This is a genomic window from Streptomyces sp. SID5464 (assembly GCF_009862985.1).
Taxonomy (GTDB): domain Bacteria; phylum Actinomycetota; class Actinomycetes; order Streptomycetales; family Streptomycetaceae; genus Streptomyces; species Streptomyces chartreusis_D.
In genome coordinates, this window is record NZ_WWIQ01000044.1 from 54033 (window position 1) to 78331 (window position 24299).

Annotated in this window: 24 protein-coding genes; 6 read left to right on the forward strand and 18 right to left on the reverse strand. The window is 70.9% G+C overall.

Features of this window, described 5'->3' with window-relative positions; all coding sequences use genetic code 11:
• Window positions 1–68: 68 nt before the first annotated feature.
• Window positions 69–2996, reverse strand: a complete 2928-nt coding sequence (locus tag GTY47_RS21445; RefSeq protein ID WP_078602982.1) for a UPF0182 family protein — start codon at window positions 2994–2996, stop codon at window positions 69–71.
• A 163-nt stretch (window positions 2997–3159) separates the two neighbouring features.
• Between GTY47_RS21445 and GTY47_RS21450 the strand changes: the two genes are divergently transcribed.
• A complete protein-coding gene (locus GTY47_RS21450; protein ID WP_010047635.1) occupies window positions 3160–3702 on the forward strand; it encodes a PPA1309 family protein in 543 nt (180 codons plus the stop codon).
• Between the two features lie 42 nt (window positions 3703–3744).
• Here the strand turns inward: GTY47_RS21450 and GTY47_RS21455 are convergent, their stop codons facing one another.
• The 4 genes from GTY47_RS21455 to GTY47_RS21465 form a co-directional block, all read right to left on the reverse strand.
• Window positions 3745–4836, reverse strand: a complete 1092-nt coding sequence (locus tag GTY47_RS21455) for a PDZ domain-containing protein (protein ID WP_010047636.1) — start codon at window positions 4834–4836, stop codon at window positions 3745–3747.
• 102 nt (window positions 4837–4938) lie between these two features.
• Window positions 4939–5157, reverse strand: a complete 219-nt coding sequence (locus tag GTY47_RS40335; RefSeq protein ID WP_010047638.1) for a hypothetical protein — start codon at window positions 5155–5157, stop codon at window positions 4939–4941.
• A gap of 61 nt (window positions 5158–5218) precedes the next feature.
• Window positions 5219–5680, reverse strand: a complete 462-nt coding sequence (locus tag GTY47_RS21460; RefSeq protein ID WP_010047639.1) for a molybdenum cofactor biosynthesis protein MoaE — start codon at window positions 5678–5680, stop codon at window positions 5219–5221.
• Between the two features lie 117 nt (window positions 5681–5797).
• Window positions 5798–6919, reverse strand: a complete 1122-nt coding sequence (locus tag GTY47_RS21465; protein ID WP_010047640.1) for an SDR family oxidoreductase — start codon at window positions 6917–6919, stop codon at window positions 5798–5800.
• Between the two features lie 192 nt (window positions 6920–7111).
• Between GTY47_RS21465 and GTY47_RS21470 the strand changes: the two genes are divergently transcribed.
• The gene (locus tag GTY47_RS21470) at window positions 7112–8563 is read left to right on the forward strand and encodes a zinc-dependent metalloprotease (RefSeq protein WP_010047641.1); all 1452 of its coding nucleotides are present in this window, start codon (window positions 7112–7114) and stop codon (window positions 8561–8563) included.
• The gene (locus GTY47_RS21475) at window positions 8560–9087 is read left to right on the forward strand and encodes an NUDIX hydrolase (RefSeq protein WP_010047643.1); all 528 of its coding nucleotides are present in this window, start codon (window positions 8560–8562) and stop codon (window positions 9085–9087) included. The genes GTY47_RS21470 and GTY47_RS21475 overlap by 4 nt, the downstream gene beginning before the upstream one ends.
• 96 nt (window positions 9088–9183) lie before the next feature.
• Here the strand turns inward: GTY47_RS21475 and GTY47_RS21480 are convergent, their stop codons facing one another.
• From GTY47_RS21480 to GTY47_RS21495, 4 genes are all read right to left on the reverse strand, one after another.
• The gene (locus tag GTY47_RS21480; protein ID WP_010047645.1) at window positions 9184–9939 is read right to left on the reverse strand and encodes an AIM24 family protein; all 756 of its coding nucleotides are present in this window, start codon (window positions 9937–9939) and stop codon (window positions 9184–9186) included.
• A 16-nt stretch (window positions 9940–9955) separates the two neighbouring features.
• Window positions 9956–10636: an AIM24 family protein gene (locus tag GTY47_RS21485; RefSeq protein WP_010047647.1), complete on the reverse strand. Its 681-nt coding sequence runs from the start codon at window positions 10634–10636 to the stop codon at window positions 9956–9958.
• Between the two features lie 11 nt (window positions 10637–10647).
• The gene (locus GTY47_RS21490) at window positions 10648–12420 is read right to left on the reverse strand and encodes a TerD family protein (protein ID WP_010047648.1); all 1773 of its coding nucleotides are present in this window, start codon (window positions 12418–12420) and stop codon (window positions 10648–10650) included.
• A 183-nt stretch (window positions 12421–12603) separates the two neighbouring features.
• Window positions 12604–13212: a M48 family metallopeptidase gene (locus GTY47_RS21495; protein WP_010047651.1), complete on the reverse strand. Its 609-nt coding sequence runs from the start codon at window positions 13210–13212 to the stop codon at window positions 12604–12606.
• Window positions 13213–13466: 254 nt separating this feature from the next.
• On the opposite strand from GTY47_RS21495, the gene GTY47_RS21500 reads away from it, so the two are divergent.
• Window positions 13467–14681 carry a TOMM precursor leader peptide-binding protein gene (locus tag GTY47_RS21500; RefSeq protein WP_010047653.1) on the forward strand — a complete coding sequence of 405 codons (1215 nt, stop codon included), beginning with the start codon at window positions 13467–13469 and terminating at the stop codon, window positions 14679–14681.
• Entirely contained in the window at window positions 14674–16044 is a 1371-nt protein-coding gene (locus GTY47_RS21505; protein WP_010047659.1) for an AarF/ABC1/UbiB kinase family protein, read from the forward strand. Before GTY47_RS21500 ends, GTY47_RS21505 begins: the two co-directional genes overlap by 8 nt.
• Before the next feature lie 36 nt (window positions 16045–16080).
• Here GTY47_RS21505 and GTY47_RS21510 read toward each other — a convergent pair whose 3' ends face one another.
• The 5 genes from GTY47_RS21510 to GTY47_RS21530 all read right to left on the reverse strand — a co-directional run bounded on the left by GTY47_RS21510 (window position 16081) and on the right by GTY47_RS21530 (window position 19987).
• Window positions 16081–16299 carry a hypothetical protein gene (locus tag GTY47_RS21510; RefSeq protein WP_078602983.1) on the reverse strand — a complete coding sequence of 73 codons (219 nt, stop codon included), beginning with the start codon at window positions 16297–16299 and terminating at the stop codon, window positions 16081–16083.
• Window positions 16300–16437: 138 nt separating this feature from the next.
• Window positions 16438–16761: a hypothetical protein gene (locus GTY47_RS21515; protein WP_010047662.1), complete on the reverse strand. Its 324-nt coding sequence runs from the start codon at window positions 16759–16761 to the stop codon at window positions 16438–16440.
• Complete coding sequence (locus GTY47_RS21520; protein WP_010047663.1) at window positions 16758–17126, reverse strand: WhiB family transcriptional regulator; 369 nt, start codon at window positions 17124–17126, stop codon at window positions 16758–16760. The genes GTY47_RS21515 and GTY47_RS21520 overlap by 4 nt, the downstream gene beginning before the upstream one ends.
• Window positions 17127–17300: 174 nt before the next feature.
• Complete coding sequence (locus GTY47_RS21525) at window positions 17301–17627, reverse strand: hypothetical protein (protein ID WP_078602984.1); 327 nt, start codon at window positions 17625–17627, stop codon at window positions 17301–17303.
• Window positions 17628–17791: 164 nt separating this feature from the next.
• Window positions 17792–19987: an ATP-dependent DNA helicase UvrD2 gene (locus GTY47_RS21530; protein ID WP_173937248.1), complete on the reverse strand. Its 2196-nt coding sequence runs from the start codon at window positions 19985–19987 to the stop codon at window positions 17792–17794.
• 182 nt (window positions 19988–20169) lie between these two features.
• Between GTY47_RS21530 and GTY47_RS21535 the strand changes: the two genes are divergently transcribed.
• Complete coding sequence (locus GTY47_RS21535) at window positions 20170–20412, forward strand: mycoredoxin (protein ID WP_003992805.1); 243 nt, start codon at window positions 20170–20172, stop codon at window positions 20410–20412.
• A 40-nt stretch (window positions 20413–20452) separates the two neighbouring features.
• Here the strand turns inward: GTY47_RS21535 and GTY47_RS21540 are convergent, their stop codons facing one another.
• The 4 genes from GTY47_RS21540 to GTY47_RS21555 all read right to left on the reverse strand — a co-directional run.
• Window positions 20453–20842, reverse strand: a complete 390-nt coding sequence (locus GTY47_RS21540) for a methyltransferase domain-containing protein (protein WP_086012601.1) — start codon at window positions 20840–20842, stop codon at window positions 20453–20455.
• A gap of 31 nt (window positions 20843–20873) precedes the next feature.
• Window positions 20874–21818, reverse strand: a complete 945-nt coding sequence (gene nudC, locus GTY47_RS21545; protein ID WP_010047669.1) for an NAD(+) diphosphatase — start codon at window positions 21816–21818, stop codon at window positions 20874–20876.
• 155 nt (window positions 21819–21973) lie between these two features.
• Window positions 21974–23377, reverse strand: coding sequence for a dipeptidase (locus tag GTY47_RS21550; RefSeq protein ID WP_010047671.1), 1404 nt, complete (start codon window positions 23375–23377; stop codon window positions 21974–21976).
• Between the two features lie 10 nt (window positions 23378–23387).
• Window positions 23388–24299: PD-(D/E)XK nuclease family protein (locus GTY47_RS21555; protein WP_010047672.1), on the reverse strand; the 912-nt coding region annotated here is incomplete at its 5' end.

Sequence of the window (24299 nt, forward strand, 5' to 3'; positions counted from 1 at the left end):
TCCACCCCGCGCCGTTGTGTTCACAACCGTATCACGACGCGGGGTGGGCATTTGACCAGGCCAGGGCCCTAACTGCTCGGCTTCGGGCTCGGACTGCCGCTCGGGCCCGCGCTGGGCTTGCTCTCGCCGCCCCCGCGGCCGGCCTCGGCCTGCGCGTCCTCGGCCCGCTTCAGAGCGTCCTCGAGGTCCTTCTGCGCCCGGCCGTACGCCTCCCAGTCGTTGTTCTTCAGGGCCTCCTGGCCCGCGTCGAACGCCTTCTGGGCGTCCTCCAGGGCCTGTTGGACCGTCGGGTTGTCGGACGTCGGCGGTGGCGTCGTGGTGTCACCCTCGTCCGGTGGCTCGGGGGCCGCGCCGTCCGTCCCGAAGATCTTGTTGAGGGCCTCGTCGAGCGTGTTCTCGAACGCGGTCTGGCCTCCGTAGGTGACCAGCACCTTGCGCAGCAGCGGGTACTTCAGTCCACCACCGCGTACGTAGACCGGCTCCACGTAGAGCAGTCCGCCGTCGAGCGGCACCGTCAGCAGGTTGCCGTACTCGACTTCGGAGTCGCCGCCTCTCAGGAGCCTGATGGACTCGGCGATGTCCTCTTGGGAGTTGAACTGGCTCTGGACCTGCTTGGGTCCGTTGACCGTCGTGTTCGTCGGCAGTTTCAGGATTCTGATCTTGCCGTAGTCACTGGCGCCCGCCTCGGCGTCGACCGCCATGAACGCGCTGAGGTTGTCCCGGCCGTTGGGCGTGAAGGTCGTCGTCAGTGAGAACGCCTGTGCCTTCTGGTCGGGCATCTTCATGCTCAGGTAGTACGGCGGCACCGCGTTGCCCGACCGGTTCGTCGGGTCGTCCGGCACCTGCCACACCTCGCTGCCGCTGAGGAACGTCGTCGCGTCCTTCACGTGGTAGCGCGTGAGCAGCTCCCGCTGCACCTTGAACAGGTCCTGCGGGTAGCGCAGGTGGTCCATCAGGTCCTTGGAGATGTCGCTCTTGGGCTTCACCGTGTCCGGGAAGGCCTTCATCCAGGTCTTCAGGACCGGGTCCTTGGTGTCCCACTGGTAGAGCTTGACCTCACCGGTGTACGCGTCGACGGTCGCCTTCACCGAGTTGCGGATGTAGTTGACCTGGTTCTGCTGGGCCACCACCGCGCGGTTGTTGTTGGTCGCGGTCAGCGAGTCGGCGGTGGTGTCACCGAGGGTCGTGCGCGAGGAGTACGGGTAGCCGTTCGTCGTCGTGTACGCGTCGACGATCCACTCGATACGGCCGTTCACCACCGCCGGGTAGGCATCGCCGTCGATGGTCAGCCAGGGGGCCACCGCCTCGACGCGCTCCTTGGGCGTGCGGTTGTAGAGGATCCGCGAACCGTCGCCGATGGCGCCGGAGTACAGGATCTGCGGCTCGCCGAACGCCACCGCGTACGCGGCCCGGTTGACCGGGTTGGAGAGGTCGACCCCGCTGTCACCCTTGTAGCTGGTGGTCTTCTCGCCGTTGTCGTCGGAGTAGTCGATCTCCTTCTGGGGACCGCCGACGATCGAGTACGTGGTGGTCTTCTCGCCGTAGTAGACCCGCTGCTCGTACGTGCCGAGGTCGCCCTCGGAGGGCAGGTCGGACTCCGTGAAGTTCGGACGGCCCTGGGCGTCGGCACTGGTGCCCTCGGCGGCGACCACTCCGTAGCCGTGGGTGTAACGGAAGTGGTTGTTGATCCAGTTCTTCTTCGGGATGCCCGCCAGGTTCAGCTCGCGCAGGCCGATGACCGTGTCCTGGTCCTTGCCGTCCTTGCTGTAGCGGTCGACGTCCAGGTTGTTCGGGAACGCGTAGTAGTTCCTGATCTGCTGGAGCTGCTGGAACGTCGGCGAGACGATGTTCGGGTCCATGATCCGGATGCTCGCCGTGGAGCCGACGTCGTCGCGGAGCGTGGTCTTGTCCTCGGTCTTGCTGGTGCCCGAGTAGTCGGTGACCTTGGTGCCGTCGATGCCGTAGGCCTTGCGCGTCGCCTCGAGGTTCTTCTCGACGTACGGCGCTTCCTTGGCCTGCTCGTTCGGCTGGACCTGGAACTTCTGCACGATCGCCGGGTAGAGGCCGCCGATGAGGATCGCGGAGAGCACCATCAGGCCGAAGCCGATCACGGGCAGCTGCCAGGTGCGCCGCCACAGGGTGGCGAAGAACAGCAGTGCGCAGATGACGGCGATGCAGAACAGGATCGTCTTGGCCGGCAGGTAGGCGTTGGCGTCGACGTACCTCAGGCCCGTCCAGTTGTCGGTCGCCCTGAAGTCGCTGGATTTCACGGCCAGTCCGTACCGGTCGAGCCAGTACGCGACCGCCTTCAGGGCCACGAAGATGCCGATGAGCACCGACAGGTGCCCGGTGGCCGCCGCCGTGGCGCGGGCGCCGGGGCTGGTGACGCGCAGCCCGCCGTACAGGTAGTGCGTGAGCGCGGCGGCGATCACGGACAGGATCGCGGCGGCGAAGCCGAAGCCGAGCAGGAAGCGGTAAAAAGGCAGGTCGAAGGCGTAGAAGGAGACGTCCAGCTTGAACTGGGGGTCCTTCTGGCCGAAGGGCACGCCGTTGACCCACATCAGCCACGTCCGCCACTGGCCGGACGCGGAGGCTCCGGCGATCAGGCCCACCAGGGCCGTGATCCCGAGCAGCAGCCACTTCTTGTAGGGCGCGATGCCCATCCGGTAGCGGTCGAGGTTCTGCTGCTCCATGGACATGGCGCTCAGCGGCGGCCGCAGGCGGTGCGCCAGCCAGATGTTGACCCCGACCGCGAGGGCCATGAGCAGGCCGAAGACGAAGAAGAGCCCGATCTTGGTCCACAGGGTGGTGGTGAAGACCGACGAGTAGTTCACCGACCGGTACCAGAGCCAGTCCGTCCAAAAGCCCGCGAACATGGTGAACACCATGCCGAGGACGGCCAGGACGCCCAGTGTCATGAGCAGGGTCCGGACACGCCGGGACGGGCGGCCCACTCTGATCCGCGGCCCTGTCGGGCCTCCGCCGCGGTCCGGCATCTGGAAAGCCAAGGTGCGCACCTCGAAGTTCGCTGTTGATTCGTAAGGCCCGCGTCTTCACGGACCGTCCGTGGCCCCCGTGATCGCGGGCCCCCACCTATGCAACTTACTCACCGTTTACTCGGTTCCCGATTCCGGCCGGGAACGAGGCAGGATTGTGACCATGTCCAACACTCCCATGGCGGCGAGCCCGCTCACCCGGGCCGTACTCGAGATCGACGAGTACGTCTCCGGCCTCGGCTGGGACCAGTCAGCCCGCCTCTTCGCACTCGTCGACACCGCCCGGCTCCGGGCCGAACAGCCCTCGCTCGCGGACCGGCTCGGTCTGGACGACGAGTCGGAAACCTCCGGCCTCACCCCGATCGAGCAGGACGAAGTGCCAACGGGCAAGCCGCTCGACGAGTTCCTGGCCACCATCGCCTGGCCCGACGCGGTGGCCGGCTGCGCCCTCGCCGTGGAGCGCCTGATGCTGCCGCCGTCCGCGGAGGCCCAGGTTCCGCAGGGCCTGGACGAGGCCGCGCTCTCGAAGTGGGTGGCGGACCACCCGGACCGTCAGGAGGTCCGTATGACGGTCGCGGTCCTGCGGGACGGCACGCGTGAGTCGGCCCTGCGCCTGCGCGAGAAGGACTCCCCGACGGAGGTCCTCACCGGCTCCGACCTGGTACCGGGTCTGGCGGAGGCACTGGCGGCGACGTTCGAGGACTAGCCGGGCGGCTGCGCGGCCCGGGCCGGTCCCCGGCCCGGTGGACTACGTGCCGCACTTCGGCAGATCGGCGGTGTCGCCGCTGCGGAGGTCCTTGAGAGCGCCGAGGGCGTCCTTGATGGTCTTCACCTTGATGAGCGTGAGGCCCTCGGGGGTGTCCTTGGCGGCGGCCTCGCAGTTGTCGGCGGGCGTCAGGAAGTACTGCGCGCCTTTGGCCCGCGCACCCACGGTCTTCATCTCGATGCCGCCGATGGGACCGACCTTGCCCTCGTCGTCGATCGTCCCGGTACCGGCCACGAACTTGCCCCCGGTCAGGCTGCCGGGCGTGAGCTTGTCGTAGATGCCGAGCGCGAACATCAGACCGGCGCTCGGCCCGCCGACGTCGGCCAGCTTGATGTCGATGGTGAACGGGAACGTGTGGTCCGTCCCCGCGGAGATCCCCACGATGGCCCGCTTCTTGCCGTCGTCGTCCGACGTCGTCGTCGTGATGGTGACGTCCTGCGTCTTCGTCGGCGTCCGCTTCTCCTTCTCCGCGGCGGCCTGCTCCTTGGCGGGCACGATCGTGAAGCGGACGTCCTGGCCCGGCTCGTGCTTCGTGACGAGCTTCGCGACGTCGGCCGGCTCCTTCACCGCCGTACCGTCGACGGCCTTGATCACGTCCCCGGCGTGCAGCTTGCCCTCGGCCGGGGAACCCTTGACGACCGTCGAGACGATGACCCACGACTTCACCGGCACGTCGAGTTCCTTCAGCGCGGCGACCTTGGCGCTCTCCTGGGACTGGCTGAACTCCTCGGCGTTCTCCTGCGTGGACTGCTCCTCGGTCTTGCCGTCCGGGTAGAGCGTCTCGTGCGGCACCACCTTGTTGTCGTGCGCGAGCCAGCCGTAGACGGCCTCGACCAGGTTCATCCGGTAGTCGGCGCTGGTGACCCGGACCGTCGTCATGTTCAGATGGCCACTGGTCGGATACGTCTTCCGCCCGGAAATGTGGAGCACCGGCTCGCCGCCGTGATCGCCCAGCGTGTTCACCGTCGGCCCCGGGGACATCTCCGAATACGGCACGGGGATGAACACTCCCGCGCACAGGAGCGCGATCAGCATCAGGGTGGAGGCGAGCATCGTCGCGGTGCGGCGTGGCATGACTCGACAGTACGGGACGGTCCTGTCAGCGCACCGTCAGGGCCGCCCGTCCGGGGCGGCCCTATGGTTTCAAACGCCTGTGACCTGCTCTTTTCCTGGCCGTCAGCTACCCGGCCGGGGCTTCTCCATGGCCTCCCGGAAGCGGGCGTAACCGATGAGCTCCGGGCCGTCGCCACGGACCTTGCGGGTCCGGTTGGCCCAACTGCCCCAGAGGCCCGCGCCGATCGCAGCCACAAGCGGAATCAGCAACCAGGCGAGCGCCGCCATGCCGACCTCCAACCCCTTGAGCGTCCGCAACTGACTGATCAGCAGATTAACCATCCGCAGTGACAACGCTCACGCCAGGGGTCCGGTTACGCAACCGGAAAACCGCGTCCCGGATTCAGCAGGCGCCCACCCACTCCTCGGTGCCGTCGGAGAACTTCTGGTGCTTCCAGATGGGCACTTCGTGCTTGAGATCGTCGATCAGTTTCCGGCAGGCCTCGAAGGCCTCCCCTCTGTGCGGACACGAGACGGCGACGACCACGGCGAGGTCACCGACCCGCAGATCCCCCACCCGGTGCACGGCCGCCAGCGCCCGCACCGGGAACTCCGTGACGACCTTCTCGGCGATCCGCCTCATCTCGGCCTCCGCACTGGGGTGGCAGGAATACCCCAGCTCCGCCACGTCGGCACCCCCGTCGTGGTTGCGCACCGTCCCGACGAAGAGCGCGGTGCCGCCCGCCGCGTCGTCCCCGACCGCCCGGAACACCTCGTCCACGGAGAGAGCCGTGTCCCGGATCCCGATCAGCTTGATCGGGTCCTGCGCGGCCTGCTCACCGGGGTGATCGCTCGTGGATGCCATGCCCCCATCGTGCCGCACGCGACCGACAGCGCGGAATAGAGCTATCGACCGGCACGCGCGGGTGCGCGTTGGACCCTCCTACGACGGGACCCGGAGAGGCCGGGCCGGCGGGGCGGGTCAGATGCGCCGCCGGGCCTTCCGCGCCCGCCGCACCACCGCCGCCGCGCCCAGCAGCGCCACCGTCGCACCCGCGGCACCCGCGGCCGTCGCGTCCTTGCGGCCCAGTCGCCGCCCGGCCACCGTGTGCCGGCCGGAGACCTCCTCCAGGAGCTCCGCCAGCACCTCCTCGTTGGTGTACCGCGGCCGCCACCCCGCGTCGTGCAGCCGGCTGCCACTGACCACCCAGGGGTACATCGTGTACGCCAGGTCCCCGGCCGGAGACGGCGTGAGCCCGATGCGGTGCAGGCGCGCCGCCGCACCCAGCGCGACCGCCGACGGCAGCTCCATCCGCCGGATGCCGCTGAGCTCCTCGACCTCCTCCTGCTCCAGCCACCCGTCGCACCCGACGGTCAGTTCCCCGTCGACCTTCTCCAGGACGGCGTACTCCAGCGCGCTGCACAGGTCCTCGACGTGGCAGAACTGCCACGCGGGCCGCGACCCGGCGACGACGAGCAGCCGGGGAGACTCGAAGTACCTGGTCAGCGCGGTGTCCGTGCCTCCCACCAGGATCGCCGGCCGCACCACGGTGACGTTCAGCCCCGGGTGCGCCCGTGGTGCCCGCCGTGCCAGCCGCTCGATCTCCAGCAGGTCGCCGACGCCCGTCGCCTCCGCCGTGGCCCGCAGCTCCGCGTCCTCGGAGAGCGGAAGCTCGTTGTCCGGCAGCGCCCCGTAGACCATCGCCGAGGTGCACAGCACGACCCGGTGCACCCCGGCCGCCGCGGCCGCCGTCAGGACGGTCTGCGTCCCCCGTACGTTGTAGGCCGTTCGGGCGGCGGCGTCGGTCTCCAGGTCCAGGTCCAGCGCCAGGTGCACCACCACGTCGGCGCCCCGCAGCTTCTCCGCGATGGCCGGATCCCGTACGTCCAGGATGTGCCACTGCGCCGCAGCGCACTCACCGCGCCGCTCGTCGATGGCGACGACCTGCTTGACCTCGTCGGACGCGGCGAGCTGCTCGGTGAGCAGGGCGCCGACGCCGTACGCGGCACCGGTGACCGCGACGACGGGTCCGCGTGCCGCGGGACTCGCGGAACTGGTTGACTGGTTTCGCGCTGCGCGAACCTGCGGATCTGGGGAACTCACCGGGCGTCTCCAGCGGTTGTCTTCAGTACGAGCGCGAGCGACGCGTGCGTACCAGGTGGCATCCATCCTGCCGCAGGCTGTCAGTCGGCGAAGCACCGAGGCCCGATCCGCCCCGGGTGTCTACGCTGGGTGGTGTTGTCGGGCAGCCGCGCCGCCGGAAAGAACCGGCGGCCCTACCAGCCGAGGAATCCCGTGAGTGACACCCCATTCGGATTCGGCCTTCCGCCGGAGGAGCCGGACGACGGCGACGAGGGCAAGAAGAAGGACCAGCAGAGCGGTGGTGGTCAGGGACCGGCCAATCCGTTCGGTTTCGGCGGCCTGCCCGGAGCCGGAGGATTCGGCGGCGGCCCCGGCGGCCCCGGTGCGGACAATCCGTTCGCAGCCATGTTCGGCTCCCTGAACCCCAACGACCTGGGCGCCGCGTTCCAGCAGCTGGGCCAGATGCTCTCCTACGAGGGCGGGCCGGTGAACTGGGACATGGCCAAGCAGATCGCCCGCCAGACGGTCTCCCAGGGCAGTCCCGACGGCACCAAGGACACCAGCGTCGGCCCCGCCGAGCGCAAGGCCGTCGAGGAGGCCGTCCGCCTCGCCGACCTGTGGCTCGACGACGCCACGTCGCTGCCGTCCGGTGCCGGCTCGGCCGTGGCCTGGAGCCGCGCCGAGTGGGTCGAGGCGACCCTGCCCGCCTGGAAGGAGCTCGTCGACCCGGTCGCCGAGCGCGTCGGCACCGCCATGGGCGACGTCCTGCCGGAGGAGATGCAGGCCATGGCCGGCCCGCTGATCGGCATGATGCGCTCGATGGGCGGTGCCATGTTCGGTACGCAGATCGGGCAGGCCGTCGGCGTGCTCGCCGGCGAGGTCGTCGGCTCGTCCGACATCGGCCTGCCGCTGGGCCCGGCCGGCAAGGCGGCGCTGCTGCCGGTGAACATCGAGACGTTCGGCAAGGACCTGAGCGTCCCCCAGGAGGAGGTGCGGCTGTATCTCGCCCTGCGCGAGGCCGCCCACCAGCGGCTCTTCGCGCACGTGCCGTGGCTGCGCTCGCATCTGTTCGGCGCGGTCGACGGCTACGCCCGCGGGATCAAGGTCGACACGGCCAAGCTCGAGGACGTCGTCGGCCAGTTCGACCCGCAGAACCCCGAGCAGCTCCAGGAAGCCCTCCAGCAGGGCATGTTCCAGCCCGAGGACACGCCTGAGCAGAAGGCCGCCCTGGCGCGTCTGGAGACGGCTCTGGCGCTCGTGGAGGGCTGGGTCGACGCCGTGGTCCACGCCGCCGCGAAGCCCCGTCTGTCGTCCGCCGACGCCCTGCGCGAGACGCTGCGCCGCCGCCGCGCCTCGGGCGGCCCGGCGGAGCAGACGTTCGCCACGCTGATCGGCCTGGAGCTGCGCCCGCGCCGCCTGCGTGACGCCTCCCGGCTGTGGGCCTCGCTCACCGACGCCCGCGGTGTCGACGGCCGGGACGCCCTGTGGCACCACCCGGACATGCTGCCGACGGCCACCGACCTGGACGACCCGGACGGCTTCGTGCACCGCGAGCAGATCGACTTCTCCGAGCTGGACAAGATGCTCGGCGAGGCGGCGGACAAGCCCGACCTGAAGAAGAAGGACGAGGGCGAGGGCGAGAACAAGGGCGACGACGCAGAGTGAGCCTGTACGACGACGCGGTCCTCGTGCTCAAGGAGTACGAGGACCAGACGGAGCTGCGCCAGGCCTACCTCGACCATCTGGCGGAACACCCGGACGGCCTCTGGAAGGCCTGCCACGCGGGCCACATCACGGCGAGCGCCCTGGTGATCGACCCCGAGGCCGGGCGGGTTCTGCTGACGCTGCACAGAAAGCTCCGGAAGTGGCTCCAGATGGGCGGCCACTGCGAGCCGGGCGACAGCTCCCTGGCGGCCACGGCCCTGCGTGAGGCGACGGAGGAGTCCGGTGTCTCCGGGCTCTCGCTGCTGCCGGGCGGCCCGGTACGCCTGGACCGGCACCCGATCCCGCCGCCGTGCCACTGCCACTTCGACGTCCAGTACGCGGTCCTGGCGCCCCGGGACGCCGCGCACGCGATCAGCGACGAGTCGCTCGACGTGCGCTGGTTCGGGTACGACGAGGTGGCGGAGGTGGCCGACGAGTCGGTCGTCCGCCTGCTGGAGGCGACACGCGCGAGGCTCACGGCCTGAGCCTGGAGGCGACAGGTGTGAGGCTCGTGACCTGACAGGCGTAAGGGGCGACCGCATGGGCGGTCGCCCCTTACGCCTTGTCCGGTCCGTGGTTGCTCAGTTCCAGACGTTGCCCTGGTTCTGCCCGCGTGCTCCCTGCTGGCCCATGCCGTACTGCGCGGCGAGGCCCGAGCCGATCTGGGCGTTCTGCGGCGGCAGCAGCTCGCTGGGCTGCACGAGCGCGAAGCCGGTGCCCATGAAGCTCAGCTCCCAGCCCTCGCCGGTGCTGCCGCGGCGCCGCCACACCCCGGAGGAGTGCGTCTGGGCCTGCATCTGCACCCGCAGGCTCGTCGACCAGGCGACGATCGCGTCGGCGTCGCAGTTGACGTACTTGTCGGGCGTCACCTGCATCAGCAGCGGCATGCCCGAGGTCATCAGGGCGATCTTGCCCCGACCGGTGATGTTGAGCTGGTACTTCCCGGAGCCGGAGATGCCGTAGAGGCTGTCGACGGCGATGACCTCGTGGTGCAGGGATGAGTCCATCGCCAGCACATAGCTGCTGTCGACGGTGAGGCCGTCCTGCTCCACCTCCATGACGTGGACGTGCTGCTTGAGGTTGGCGAGGTAGACCGTGCCCTGCCCGTGGCAGCGCATCAGGTCGAGTCCCTCACCGGTGTGCGCACGCGAGCGTGCCTGGTTGTTGCTCTGGTACTCGGCGTCGAACTCGACGAGGCCCTGGTAGGCGACCATGGTGCCCTTGCGGGCCAGGATGTCGTCGTGGCCCTCCAGGGCGACGCGCAGCATCTGCTTGTTCTGCAGACTCCAGCGGTCCTGGGTCTGCTGCTCGTTGTAGGCGAAAATCGGGCTCTGCATGGCGTGTTGCTCCCCCTCAGCCCCGGACCCGGAGGCGGTCGGTGCTGTCCTCGCTGGGCTGGACGACGACGATGCCCTGACCGGAGAAGGCCATCTGGTAGGCCTCGCCGCTGCCGCGGCCGATCAGCGACTGTGCCCGGAAGCTGCGCTTGCCCTTCACCTTGAGGTTCGGGGACCAGGCGACCAGGGCGTCGGGGTCGACGTACGTCTCGTCCTCGCCGCCTCCGCAGTCGACGACGATGGGCTTGCCCCGGGAGGTCAGCGCCACCCAGCCCTGCCCGGAGATCCTGGTGTTCCACAGGCCCTGTCCGGCGAACTTCGCCAGGCTCTTGACCCGCTCGACGCCCCACGTGAGGTGGGCGTCGAAGGCGAGCAGGTTGGTGGCGTTGACGGAGATGCCGTCGCCGTTGAGGTTGATCACGACGACGTTCGCCCCGTAGTCGGAGAGGTAGAGCAGGCCGTCACCGGAGCACTTCATCAGGGGTGCGCCCTCGCCGGTCATCCAGTCCTTCGCGATCTGGCGCACGGCCGGCGGGTTGGGCTCGTACTGCACGAACCCCTCGTAGGCGACCATCGACCCCACGCGCGCGAGGAGGTCGTTCCCGGTCTGCATGGCGACCTTCAGCATGTGGTTGCCGTGGTTCTCCATGCGGGCGGTGACGGGTGCGGGGGCGTGGCCCGCGAGCTGCTGTGTCATGACGGGCTCCCTCAGACCTCGTACGGCTGGACGACGATGAAGTTCCCGGGCGCTCCCCGGAACTGGAGGTTGACGCTCTCCCCGGTGTCACCCGGGTAGGCGTTGCGGCGCATCCGCACCTGGCTGGAGACGACCACCTGGGCGGCGGCCGACCAGGCGACCACGGCGTTGCAGTCGGCGAACGTGGTGGGCGTGACCGGCAGGACCACGGGCGTGCCGTGGGTCTTCACGACGATCGTGCCGGTGCCCGTGAACTGCATCGTGAACAGCGCACCCCCGGGGATGCCGTGCCCCTCGATGCGGCGCACCTCGTACTGGAGGCTCTCGTCGAAGGCGAGGACGTTCTCGGCGGAGACGCAGATGCCGTCACCCTGGAGCTCGATGGGGTGCAGCATCGTGGAGTCCTCGGCGAGGAACACCTGTCCCTGGCCGGTACAGCGCATCAGCTGCATCTCCTGGCCGGTCGCGTTGCCCACGATCCGGCCGGCGAATCCGGCGCCCTTGTAACTGAAGTCGACCTTGCCCTGGTAGAGCACCATGCTGCCCTGCCGGGCCAGCACGGGCTGCCCGCCGATGCCGAGGTCGACGCGGACGAGCTTCTTGTTCTGCTGCGTCCAGCGCTGCCCGGTGGGGGTCTCCTTGAACTTCTGGAGCGCGGCGGCGACACCGGCGCCCTGCGGTGCTCCCTGGGGAGCTCCTTGAGGCGCGCCCTGCGGCGCTCCGTAGGGGGCTTGCCCTGGCTGCTGCCCGAAGGGCGGCTGCTGGCCGTAGCCCGGGGGCGGTGTGGGCTGGCCGTATCCCGGGGGCGGGGCCGGGGCATGGGGTGCCTGAGGCGCTGCCTGGGGCTGGCCGTAGCCGGGGGGCGGCGGGGCGGTCTGGCCGGGGACCTGGCCGTACGGCGGCTGCTGCTGGCCCGGCTGGCCGTACGGCGCCGGGGCCGGGGCCGGGGCCGGGGGCGGGGGCGGCACCGGGGAGCCGCCGGGCGGGGTGTTCATGGGCGCGACGATGGTCGGGGCGGCGTGCACCTGGGGTGCGGGCGCCGGGGCCGGGGCCGGAGGCGGAGTGGCGCCGGGCGGGGGCGCGAAGCCCTGCGCGGCGGGCTGGGGAGCCGGAGCGGGGGCCGGGGGCGCTGCTGGTGCGGGAGCCGGGGCGGGTTCAGGGGTGCCGGGGACGCCGAACGCGGGCGGTGCGAAGCCCGGGGCGGCGCCGGCCTGCGGCTGCTGCGCGGCGGGCGCGGGCGGCGCGGGCGTCTCCTCCTCGGCCACCTCGCCGCCGAAGTTCTTCAGCAGCGCGTCGAGACCGCCGTCGAAGCCCTGCCCGACGGCGGCGAACCGCCAGACGTCCTTCAGGTAGAAGTCGCCGAGCATCACGGCCCGTTCGGTGGAGAACTCCGAGCCGTTGAAGGGGTAGCGGGCCACCTCCTCGCCGCCCGCGACGATGCGGATGTAGCCGGGGGCGATCTGCGACATCTGACCGGCGCCGTCGATCGTCGCCGTGAAGGACAGCTTCTGGATCTGCGGCGGGATCCGGTCGAGCGTGACCCGGAAGGACTCCGTATCGCCCGCCTGGGCGCCCAGGAGCTGAATGGACTCCTCGGGGGACTTCGGCTGGTTGTAGAAGACGAAGTACCGGTCGTCCGAGAGCCGTTCGTCGGCGTCGAGGCCGAAGCAGCTGATGTCGAAGCTCAGTCCGGGGCCGGAGATCTGCACGCCTACGTACAGATCCGTGCCCGCTGTGAGGTCACTGATCCTGGCCTTGTGGCCGCGTTGGAATTCCCTGGCCATGCGTAACGACCGTCCCCCATCCAGAACGTGATTGCGTCGCGCCAGGCTAACGGCAAACTCGGACACCGGACGAAGTCGGTACAGACCCGGTACAGAACCCGTGCCCGGCCGTATCGGCTGCTCTCTCGCGGAAAGCGGTCACTTACCCCGGAGCTCACCGCGGGTGCTCCGCCCACGGGTCACTCAGCCCTCGGGACGCTCACCCCGCGCACCGGGCACATGGGGCAACCGCTCGGCCGCGACGACGCCTTCGAGGTAGCCCCGGGCACGCTCCGTGCGCGGATAGGCCTCCAGCAACTCCCAGAAGCGGGGGCCGTGTCCGGGGACGAGCAGATGGGCGAGTTCGTGGACGAGGACGTAGTCGACGACGTACTCGGGCATGCCCTGGAGGCGGTGGGACAGGCGGATGCTGCCCTCGGACGGGGTGCAGGATCCCCAGCGCGTGTTCTGGTTGGTCACCCAGCGCACCGAAGCGGGCCGGGCCCGCCCGCCGAAGTACTGGTCCGAAAGGCGTCGTGCCCGCTCGGCCAGCTCGGCGTCGCCGAAGGCCCGCTTGCTCTCCTGGGCGGCCAGCTTGTCGAGCATGACGTTCACCCAGCGCTGCTCCTCGGCCTCGGACATCCGGGCGGGGATGAGCACGACGGTGCGATCGCCCTCGCGGTACGCGGAGACCGTTCTGCGTCGGCGGGCGCTCCTGCGGACCTCGATCGCGCTCGCCCCCGAGCCGCTCGGCGGCTGGCTCGTCGTGCTGCGCTGTGGCTTTCCGGCGCGGTGCAGTGGGTCGGCGGGCACGCCCCGACGTTACCCGCTGTACCCGGGGAAGTCCCGGCTCCGAGAGGGTTCGATGTCGAGGCCCCCCGCCGGCCGCCGGATTTGTACGACGAATGCCCGTGCCTGTGGACAACTTTCTGCAGCCGGCGACGGGTTTGGGCATGCTGGCTCTTGTCGGCGAAGCGACGGACAGGCCCGGCCCGGGACCAGGCCGGCCGTGACCGGGTTCGACGCGCGGCATACGGGGACGATCTATGGCATACGGGGGGCCTGTCATGCATCCGATGGTGAAACCCGCGCTCAGGCGCGGCTGGCGCGACCTCAACACCGTGCAGTTCGGGATGACCCCGGCGCATGCGATGACGCTCGGCCCGATGGACCTGGCGACGGGCAGCTTCCTCGATCTGCTGAACGGCACTCGGGGGCTGGAGCTGCTGCGCGAGGAGGGACGCCGGATGGATCTGCCCGACGGCCATGTCGACGGGCTGGTGCGGCGGCTCGCCCGGGCCGGGCTCCTCGACGATGCACGGGGCGGCGGGCCGGCCGCCGACGCCCTGCGGCGGAAGAAGGAGGCCCTCGACCGGCTGCGTCCCGACCTTGCGTCCCTGTCCCTGACCACCTCCGACCCGGGCGACGCGATGCGGCATCTGGCCGCCCGGCGCTCGCAGCGCGTGCAGGTGCGGGGCGCGGGCCGGGTGGGTGCCGTGCTGGCGTCGCTGCTGTCGGGGGCGGGTGTGGGCGAGGTCGACGTGCGCGACGGCGGCCGTGTGGAGCCCTGGGACGTCGCTCCGGGCGGGCTCCCCGCGGAGGCCGTCGGCGACCGCAGGGACGAGTCGGCCCGCCGGGCCGTGCGCCGCGCGGCCCCGGACCGGCCGCCGCGCCGCACGGCAGCCCGGACATCCCCGGCGGAAGGCGACCCGGGCTTCTCGCTGGTGATCGTCGCCCCACGCGACGATGTCGCCGTGCACGCGCCCGACCCGTCGGCCGCCGAACCCCTGATGTCCTCCGGGACACCCCATCTGTACGCCGGGGTCGTGGAGGGGACCGGGGTGGTCGGCCCGCTCGTCCTGCCCGGGGAGACGGGCTGCGCGGGGTGTCTGCACGAGAGCCGTACGGACCGGGATCCGGCCTGGCCGCGTCTGGTCGCCCAGTGGCGCTCCGGCGGGCAGCGGCAGGTGCGGCCCTGCGACCTGACGCTGGCCACTACTGTGGCCGGACTGGCCGCCGCCCACGCGCTCACCTTCCTGGACGGCCGGGTTCCGTCGAGCGCCGGGGCGCGCTGGGAGGTCACCGTGCCCGGTCTCCACTGGCATGCGCGGCCGGTCCGGGCGCATCCGGCATGCCCGTGCGGGACGGCGGAGAGAGGAAAGAGGGAGCACCCCTCGGAGGATGGGGAGTCACACGAGACAATGGCGGTGCAACGGCCGTCGGCGCAGTGCCGTAAGGCAGCGGCGAAGCGGCCGGCTGGGACTTGGAGGGCGCATGTCTGATCTTCCCCGGAAGGCGGTCACCCGGACCGCCAAGCTCGCCGCGCTCCCGCTCGGCATCGCCGGGCGGGCGACCTGGGGATTCGGCAAGCGGATCGTCGGCGAGTCAGCGGAGCTCGTCGGCCGCGAACTCCAACAGCGCACGGCCGACCAGCTGTTCAAGGTGCTGGGCGAGCTCAAGGGCGGCGCGATGAAGTTCGGCCAGGCCCTGTCCGTCTTCGAGTCGGCACTGCCCGAAGAGGTGGCCGGCCCCTACCGGGCGGCGCTGACCAAGCTCCAGGAGGCTGCGCCGCCGATGCCGACGCGCACCGTGCACGCGGTGCTCGAGGAGCGGCTGGGCGAGGGCTGGCACGAGCTGTTCCTGGAGTTCGAGGACAAGCCCGCCGCGGCGGCCTCGATCGGCCAGGTGCACCGAGGGGTGTGGCATGACGGCCGCGAGGTAGCGGTCAAGGTGCAGTACCCGGGCGCCGGCGAGGCCCTGCTGTCGGATCTGAACCAGCTGAGCCGCTTCTCCCGCCTGCTCGGCCCGCTGATCCCCGGCATGGACATCAAGCCGCTGATCACGGAGCTGAAGGACCGCGTCTCGGAGGAGCTGGACTACGGCCTGGAGGCCCAGGCCCAGCAGGCCCACGCCGAGGAGTTCACGGACGACCCGGACGTGATCGTGCCGCAGGTGGTGCACCAGTCCGACCAGGTCCTGATCACGGAGTGGATGGACGGCATCCCGCTGTCGGAGATCATCGCGGACGGCTCCCAGGAGCAGCGCGACCGGGCCGGTCAGCTCCTGGCCCGCTTCCTGTTCTCCGGCCCCGCCCGCACCGGCCTGCTGCACGCCGACCCGCACCCGGGCAACTTCCGGCTGCTGCCCGGCGGCCCGGAGGGTGAGGACGACTGGCGCCTGGGTGTCCTGGACTTCGGCACGGTCGACCGTCTCCCGGGCGGTCTGCCGGCCACCATCGGCGAATCCCTGCGGATGACCCTCGACGGGGAGGCCGAGGCGGTCTACGAGCTCCTGTGCGCGGAGGGGTTCGTGAAGGAGACCATAGAACTGGATCCCGACGCGGTCCTGGACTATCTGCTGCCGATCATCGAACCGGCCGAGGTCGAGGAGTTCACGTTCACGCGCGGCTGGATGCGCAGCCAGGCGGCCCGCATCGCGGACCCGCGCTCCCCCGCCTACCAGCTGGGCAAGCAGCTCAACCTGCCCCCGTCGTATCTGCTGATCCATCGGGTGACGCTGAGCACGATCGGCGTGCTGTGCCAGCTGGGGGCGACGGTGCGGCTGCGCGAGGAGTTGGAGGAGTGGCTGCCGGGGTTCGTCCCGGAGGACCCGGCGGACGGCGAGGCGTCGGTGGCGGAGGCGTGAGCCTCAGCGGACGCCACGGGTGACCGGTGCCGCGCCTCACCACCAGTCCGAGTCCAGGCGTCCCTCGATCGACCTGAGGTTCTCCCGGGAGCAGGTCTCGCAGAAGTAGCGGCGGACGCCGTTCTCGACGGAGTGGGTCCACGTGAGTGGTGGGCCGTCGGCCAGGGTGCCGGCCGACGTGCCGCAGCGGTCGCACACGAACGGCTGAGGCTCCGCGGCGGAGCCATCGTCACCGCTTCCGGGAGGACTCGTCACACGGCGACGATATCGCCGTACCCGATCGTCCACGGTGCACAACGCACCGCGGGGGCCGGTCCGTTCGGCACGGACCGGCCCCCGCGGGGAGAGCTCGGCCTCCCGGGGTCGGGAGGCCACCGCTTCAGGTGAGGTCGGTTACTGCATGACCGCCATGGCCAGCGCCCGGCGGGCACGCCGTGAGGCGCGCTCCGCCCTGCGCTGCATCCGGCGGGCGGTCGCCAGGCGCACGGCCGGGCGTTCCCGCTCCGCCTCTTGCAGTCGCTCGCGCATATGCGCGCGAGCCATGGCTTCTGGGATGAGTTGCATCTCTCGGGTCCTGTTCTGACGCGAGTCCTTCGCGCCGGTGGTGGTGAAGTCTTGGGTCGCGGAGCCGGCGGGCTCGTAAGTGGACGGCTTCATCGGGGCCTGCTTCTGGGGGTCGTGCGTGAGGGGACGGTCGATCGTTCCTGCGGTGTTCATGCCGTGACCGGGTTCTTGCGCGGGCGGCCACGCGGCCGCTTCCGGGCGACGACGACACCCTGGACGAACAGCTCGCCACCCCAGACGCCCCAGGGCTCACGCCGCTCCTTGGCGCCGGCGAGGCAGGCCTCGACCAACGGGCAGGTGCGGCAGAGGGACTTGGCGTACTCGACGTCCGCGGGCGACTCGGCGAAGAAGACCTCCGGGTCGTAGGAACGGCACGGGACGGGTACGCCGAGGTTCTCGATGGCGTCGTCGAGCGCGGTGAGCGCGGTGAGCGGGGTCAAGGCGGAGTCCTCCGTGGAGCCGGGCTTGGGGATCGTTTCGGAAGGCGGTACGGACGGGGCGTGCGCTTCGAGTTGCACGGTTCGTCTTCCTCGTCTGGTCGTTCCGGCCTGTTGGCCGGGGGGCGGCTGGTACCGGGTTCTTTTCTTGTCCCGAGGCTCCTTCGGTCCGTCGTCCCTGTTCAGGGACAAACAGAAGGGCCGCGGATCCCGGATGGGGTTCCGCGGCCCTGAAGGCGCCGGCCTGATCGGCGATCAGGCTGGATCACTCCAGGGTTCTGGCCCACGGAAGGCCCACATCTGGTGGTGCTGCGTCGTCTGCTTCCGGAATCCGGCACCGGTCGCCGCAAAGGCATAGGCCTGCGCCTGTGCCACTACTGCCGCTTCCAGTGCCTTGGTCGGTCGCTCATTGCGCTCACGGACGGGAAGGCCCGCGGGAGCAACGGAGGAGGACGCCGGACGCGCGGCACGAATGCCGGACAGACCGGTGCCCAGGTTCGAAACGCCGAGCATGCACGCGGAGACGGCCGAGCGATCGGTCATTTTCACGATGCTGACGGAGCTGGTGTTGATGCTGATCACTGGACTCGCCTCCTCTCGGCGTCTCGGGGGACTGGGTGAACCAGTCCTGCGGATATGCAAGTACAACACGGAATCAGGGCCTCCGAGAAGGCCGCTGCTCTCGTGCCTAAGAACCTATGGGGATTGCTGGGGCATGCGCAAACTATTTTTTCGACGAGTTCGTGTCAGTCCTGATCCGTGTCTCCTCCGGCGTACTGGCCTGCACAGATGGCCAGTACGTCGGCTCCGTAGCGATTGAGCTTGCGCATCCCCACGCCCGGGATGCGCGCCAGCTCGTGCTCGTCGTCGGGCGCGGTCTCGGCGATGGCCATCAGGGTCCTGTCGGTGAAGACGCAGAAGGCGGGCTGGCCACTGCGTCGCGCCTGGTCGGCGCGCCACTCGCGCAGTTGCTCGTAGAGACCCTCGTTCATGTCGGAGGGGCAGTCGTCGCAGCGCATCAGCTTCATCTCGCCCGCGTCGGTGAGCGTGCGGCCGCAGACTCGGCAGCGGGCGGGCGTTCGCTGGACTCGTCTCGGGGCGGAACCCCTGGTTCCGGGAATTCCGCGCTCGATGCCGCCCGTACTGCCGGCGGCGGTACGGGCCGTGGTGGCCGTCGAACCAGGGCGCAGCCCGTCGAGGAAGCGGCTGGGGCGGCGGTTGGCGCGGCCTCCGGGGGAACGGGAGAGGGCCCAGGAGAGGTGGAGGCGTTCCCGCGCGCGGGTGACGCCGACGTACAGGAGGCGGCGCTCCTCCTCGATCTGTTCGTCGGTCTTGGCGTAGGTGATCGGCATCATGCCCTCGGCGACACCGACCAGGAAGACGACGTCCCACTCCAGGCCCTTGGCCGAGTGCAGGGAGGCGAGGGTGACGCCCTGCACGGTGGGGGCGTGCTGGGCGTTCGCCCGTTCGTCGAGCTCGGCGACGAGGTCCGTCAGGGTCGCGCCGGGTTTGGCGGTGCCGAAGTCCTGGGCGAGGTTCACCAGGGCGGCCAGGGACTCCCAGCGTTCCCTCACGGCGCCCGAGCCGGCCGGTGGCCGCGGTGTCCAGCCCTCCCCCGACAGCACGGCGCGTACCTGGGAGGGCAGGTCGACGGCGTCGTCCAGCAGGGAGTCGTTGCCGCCGAAGCGGGCCGCGCCACGCAGGGCGACGCTGGCCTTGCGCACCTCCGGGCGGTCGAAGAACCGCTCGGCGCCGCGCAGCTGGTAGGGCACTCCGACGTCGGCGAGGGCCTGCTCGTAGGTCTCGGACTGCGCGTTCGTCCGGAAGAGGACGGCGATCTCGGCGGCCGGGACCCCCGCGTCGATGAGCTCGCGGATGCGCCGGGCCGCGCCCTCCGCCTCGGCGGGTTCGTCCGTGTACTCGGTGTAGACCGGCTCGGGCCCCGGGGCGCGCTGGGAGACGAGCTCCAGGCGGTGGTCGGCGGCGCGGCCCTTCGCCTGGGCGAGCAGGCCGTTGGCGAGGTGGACGACCTGGGGGGTGGAGCGGTAGTCGCGGACCAGCTTGACGACCGTGGCGCCGGGGTGGCGGGTGCGGAAGTCGAGCAGATGGTCCGGTGTCGCTCCCGTGAACGAGTAGATCGTCTGGCTGGCGTCGCCGACGACGCACAGGCTGTCCCGGTCGCCCAGCCACAGTTCCAGCAGGCGCTGCTGGAGGGGGCTGACGTCCTGGTACTCGTCCACGACGAAGTGCTGGTACTGGGCGCGGACCTGCTCGGCGATGTCGTGCCGGTCCTGGAGGACGGCCACGGTCAGCAGCAGCACGTCCTCGAAGTCGATGACGGAGCGCTCGCGCTTGACGTCCTCGTAGGCGGCGTAGAGCTGGGCGATCTCGGCGGGGTCGCGGGGGGTCTCGCGGCCGGCCTTGGCGGCGGCGGGCGCGTAGTCGGCCGGGACGGTCTGGGTGACCTTGGACCACTCGATCTCTGCGGTGACGTCCCGCAGCTCGCCACGGTCGAGGCGGATGCGGCAGGCGGCGGCCGCATCCGCCACGAGCTGGATCTTGCGGTCGACGAGCCGGGGCATGGAGCCGCCGATCGCTTTCGGCCAGAAGTACTGGAGCTGGCGCAGAGCCGCCGAGTGGAACGTGCGCGCCTGGACGCCGGCGGCGCCGAGCTGGCGCAGCCGGCCCCGCATCTCCCCGGCGGCGCGGTTGGTGAAGGTGACGGCGAGCACGCTGGAGGGCTGGAGGAGACCGGCGCGCACTCCGTAGGCGATGCGGTGGGTGATCGCCCGGGTCTTGCCCGTGCCGGCACCCGCCAGGACGCACACCGGACCGTGCAGGGCCGTGGCCACCTCGCGCTGCTCGGGATCGAGCCCGTCGAGCACCGCGTCGGCGGAGTCCGGTACCTGCGGGAACAGGGTGGAATGCGTTGCTGCTGTCACACAGCCATGCTGCCAGGTCGCGCGAAACGGCTGTGCCGGTTGTCCACAGGCAGGCACTGATAGTCGTACGAATGCGGCAGGCGTCACGTGCGGCGGGGGCGGGGCGGGGAATGGTGGACCTTTCACATACGTTCCACCACTGCGAGCACCCGCCCCCGAGCCACCGAAGGAGCACGACAGACATGCTGGGCACTGTCACGATGTACAGCACCACCTGGTGCGGTTACTGCCGTCGGCTGAAGAGCCAGATGGACCGCGAGGGCATCGCTTACACCGAGATCAACATCGAGCAGGACCCGGAGTCCGCCGCGTTCGTGGAGAAGGCGAATGGCGGAAACCAGACGGTGCCCACCGTTCTGTTCCCGGACGGCTCCACCCTCACCAACCCGTCGCTGGCTCAGGTGAAGCAGAAGATCGGCGCGTAGTCGCCGGCGGTTGTGCGGGGAAGGCGGCTCCTGAGGCAGCTCAGGGGCCGCCTTCTCGTGGTCTGTCCCACACCACGACGTAGCGCCACAGCAGCGTGCGGCGCCAGACGCAGCATGGGCATGCCGGCCGGGCCTCTCTTGCGCCGTTCAGCCGTGCGTACAGCATGCTCGCGGGAACGCCGCACGCGCTGACCACCCAGTCGCCGCCTCCTCGAACGGCGCGTGGTGGACCACGGCGACCGCGCTGACGAGGTCGTACGCGCCGTCGGGCAGGGACCCGTCGGCGAGGAAGTCCGCCTCCGAGTACGGGCACGTGCGCGTACCCGCGGGCGAGTCCGATCATCGCCGGCGAGCGGTCCACGCCGGTGACGGATGCCGCGCGTGCTGCGGGCTTGCGGGTGAGCAGGCCGTCGCCGCAGCCCGCGTCCAGGGCCTTGCCGCAACCGTCCGGGGCAGCGCCGTCAGGCGGCGCTTCTCGTCGGGAGGGGCTTGCCGTACCAGAGCTCGATCAGGCGGGCCGCGATCGAGATGCCGTACGGCGGGAGCACCTCGCCGGACTCGAAGGCGGCGCGCAGTTCGTCGCGCGAGAACCAGCGGGCCTCGTGGATCTCGTCGCCGTCGACGTCGATCTCCGTCGAGGTGGCGCGGGCCAGGAAGCCCAGCATGAGGCTGGAGGGGAAGGGCCAGGGCTGGCTGGCGACGTACTCGACCTGGCCGACGGTGATGCCGACCTCCTCGTGGACCTCGCGGCGCACCGACTGTTCGATGGCCTCGCCGGGCTCGACGAAACCGGCGAGCGTCGAGAAGCGGCCCTCGGGCCAGTGCACCTGGCGGCCGAGCAGGATGCGGTCGTCCTCATCGGTCACGGCCATGATCACTGCCGGGTCCGTACGCGGGTAGTGCTCCGCGCCACAGGCCTGGCAGCGGCGGATGTGGCCGGCCGCGGCGATGACGGTGCGCTCGCCGCAGCGCGAGCAGAAACGGTGGGTGCGCTGCCAGTTCTCCAGCCCGACCGCGTGCACCATCAGGCCCACGTCACGGGCCGACAGGAGCAGGCCCGCCTCGCGCAGCCCCGCCGGCCGCGCGGACTGGTCCATGCGCCCGGGCAGCGAGTCCTTCTGGAGGGCGAAGTAGCTCACGCCGTCCTCGTCGATGCCGAGGAAGTAGCGGTGGGCCTCGGTGAGGGGGGCCTCGAAGGAGGGCGTCATGACGAGTTCGGTGCGCCCGTCCGCCGTCTCGTCGATGAGGACCTGGCCGCCGGAGACCACGAAACAGCGCGTGGAGGGGTGGCTCCACGCCGCCGCGAGCCAGGCCTCGTCGAGCCGGTGGTGCGCGGCCCGGTCGATGCCGCTCGGTGCGGTGAGCGAGATGGGTCGGTCGGCGTTCTGGTCGGTCCAGGTGGTCACGGGTGCTTCCAACTCCCCGGTGGGACGGTCGGGTTCGGCGGGCTGATCAGCGGGACGTACGGCGGGAGGCGACCGGGTCCGGCGAGGTGGCGCGATGCGGGGCGGCCCTTCCAGTGTGCCCCGCGCGCGCCGCCGGTCCGGACGGCACAGGACGCTCAGGGCGCATGGCGCCAGTGCTCGGCGAGATCGCCCCACAGGTACGCGGTGGTCTCGACGCCCTTGAGGAGCAGGTCGAGTTCCACCTTCTCGTTCGGGGCGTGCCAGCCGTCGGACGGGACGGAGATGCCGAGGAAGAGCACCGGTACGCCGAGCACGTCCTGGAGGTCCGCCGCCGGTCCGGAGCCGCCCTCGCGCGTGAAGCGGACCGGCTTCCCGAAGGCCCGGCCCATCGCACGGGCGACCGACTTCAGGGCCGGGTGGTCCAGCGGCGTCAGGCACGGGCGTGTGGCCCCGCTGAACGTGATCTCGCAGCGGATCCCGGCGGGCACCTGCTGCTCGGCCCAGGCGCGGACGGCCTTCTCCACGTGGTCGGGGTCCTGGCCCGCCACCAGCCGGAAGGACAGCTTCACCATGGCGGAGGACGGCACGATGGTCTTGCTGCCGGGGCCCTGGTAGCCGCCTCCGATGCCGTTGACCTCCGCGGTCGGGCGGGCCCAGACGCGCTCCAGGGTGCTGTACCCGGCCTCACCCTGGGTGGCGTGCGACTTGGCCGCGCGCAGCCACTGCCGCTCGTCGAAGGGCAGTTCGGCGAAGAGTTCCCGCTCGCGGTCGGTGAGTTCGATCACGCCGTCGTAGAAGCCCGGGATCGCCACGCGGGCGTGTTCGTCGTGCAGGGCGGCGACCAGCCGGGCGGCGGCGGTCGCCGGGTTGGGCACCGCGCCGCCGAAGGAGCCGGAGTGGATGTCCTGGTCGGGGCCGTGCAGGCGTATCTCGCACTCGGCGAGGCCGCGCATGCCGGTGCACACCGTGGGGGTGTCCTCGGACCACATGCCGGTGTCGGAGACGATCACGGCGTCGGCGGCGAGCCGCTCGGCGTGCTGCTCGACGAGGGCCCGGAAGTGCGGCGAGCCGGACTCCTCCTCGCCCTCGATCAACAGCTTCAGGTGCACCGCCGGGGTGGTGCGGCCGGTGGCGGCGAGGTGGGCGCGGATGCCGAGGGTGTGGAAGAACACCTGGCCCTTGTCGTCGGCCGCCCCGCGCGCGTAGAGGCGGTTCTCGCGGACCACCGGCTCGAAGGGCTCGCTGTCCCAGCCGTCCTCGCGGGCGGCGGGCTGTACGTCGTGGTGGCCGTAGACCAGCACCGTGGGCGCCTGCGGGTCGTCACAGGGCCACTCGGCGAAGACGGCGGGCGCGCCCGGGGTCTGCCAGACCTCGGCCGTCGGGAACCCGGTCTCCTTCAGCTTGGCGGCGAGCCAGTCGGCGCTGCGTCGTACGTCGGGCGCGTGGTCCGGCTGGGCCGACACCGACGGGATGCGCAGCCACTCGGCGAGGTCGTCGAGGAAGGCGGCGCGGTGCTGCTCGATGTACGTACGGACGACACTGTCCGGGGTCTGGCTCATGGTCACGAGCCTATCGGCCCGCACTGACGTCCTCGGAGTGCGGTTCCTCACCGGGCCCCTCACCTGACGTGGACTCCTCACCGGGCGGCTCCTCCAGCAGCAGCCGCTCCAGCGCCGCCCGGTCCGGCAGCCGGTCCGGGCGTACGACCTCCCCGCTGCGCACGTACAGGAACGCGGCTGTGACCGACTCCGGGGGCACACCCTGCTGCTCGGCCCAGGCGAGGCGGTAGACGGCGAGCTGGAGCGGGTCCGCGGTGCGGGAGCGGTTCGTCTTCCAGTCGACGATCTCGTACGTCGCGTCCTCTCCGTCGCCCTCCTTGTAGACGGCGTCGATGCGGCCCCGTACGACACGGCCGGCGATCGCTAGCTGGAAGGGGGCCTCCACGCGATAGGGCGTGCGGTGGGCGTACTCGGTGCGCTCGAAGGCGTCCTTGAGGGCCTCCAGGTCCCGTTCGTCGGCGATCTCGGCCTCGCTGCCGGGCAGTTCCTCGGGCTCCAGCATGGGCAGGGTGAGCTCTTCGAAGCGGGCCTCGACCCAGGCGTGGAAGCGGGTGCCGCGGCGGGCGGCGGGCTGGGGCGGGCGGGGCATGGGGCGGGCCAGTTCCTGGGCGAATCCGTCCGGGTCGGCGGCCAGGCGCAGCAGCTGCGACGCCGTGAGCGACGCCGGGAGGCGGACTTCCGTGACGTCGTCACGGGCGCGCAGGAGCTCGCCGGTGAGGGCGTCGAGGTCGCGGTCCCAGGAGGCGACGGTGCGGGCTTCCTCCGGGGTGAGGCGGGGCTGTTCGGGGGCCCTTTGGTGGGGGGTGCGCGCGGCTGGGGGCTCCGGCGGCGGCGCCTGGTGGGGGATCGTGGGGCGGTCCACCGGCCAGTCGTCCCAGTCGGCCGGGTCCTCCGCGAGGGCGTCGTCGCCGAAGGGGCCGGC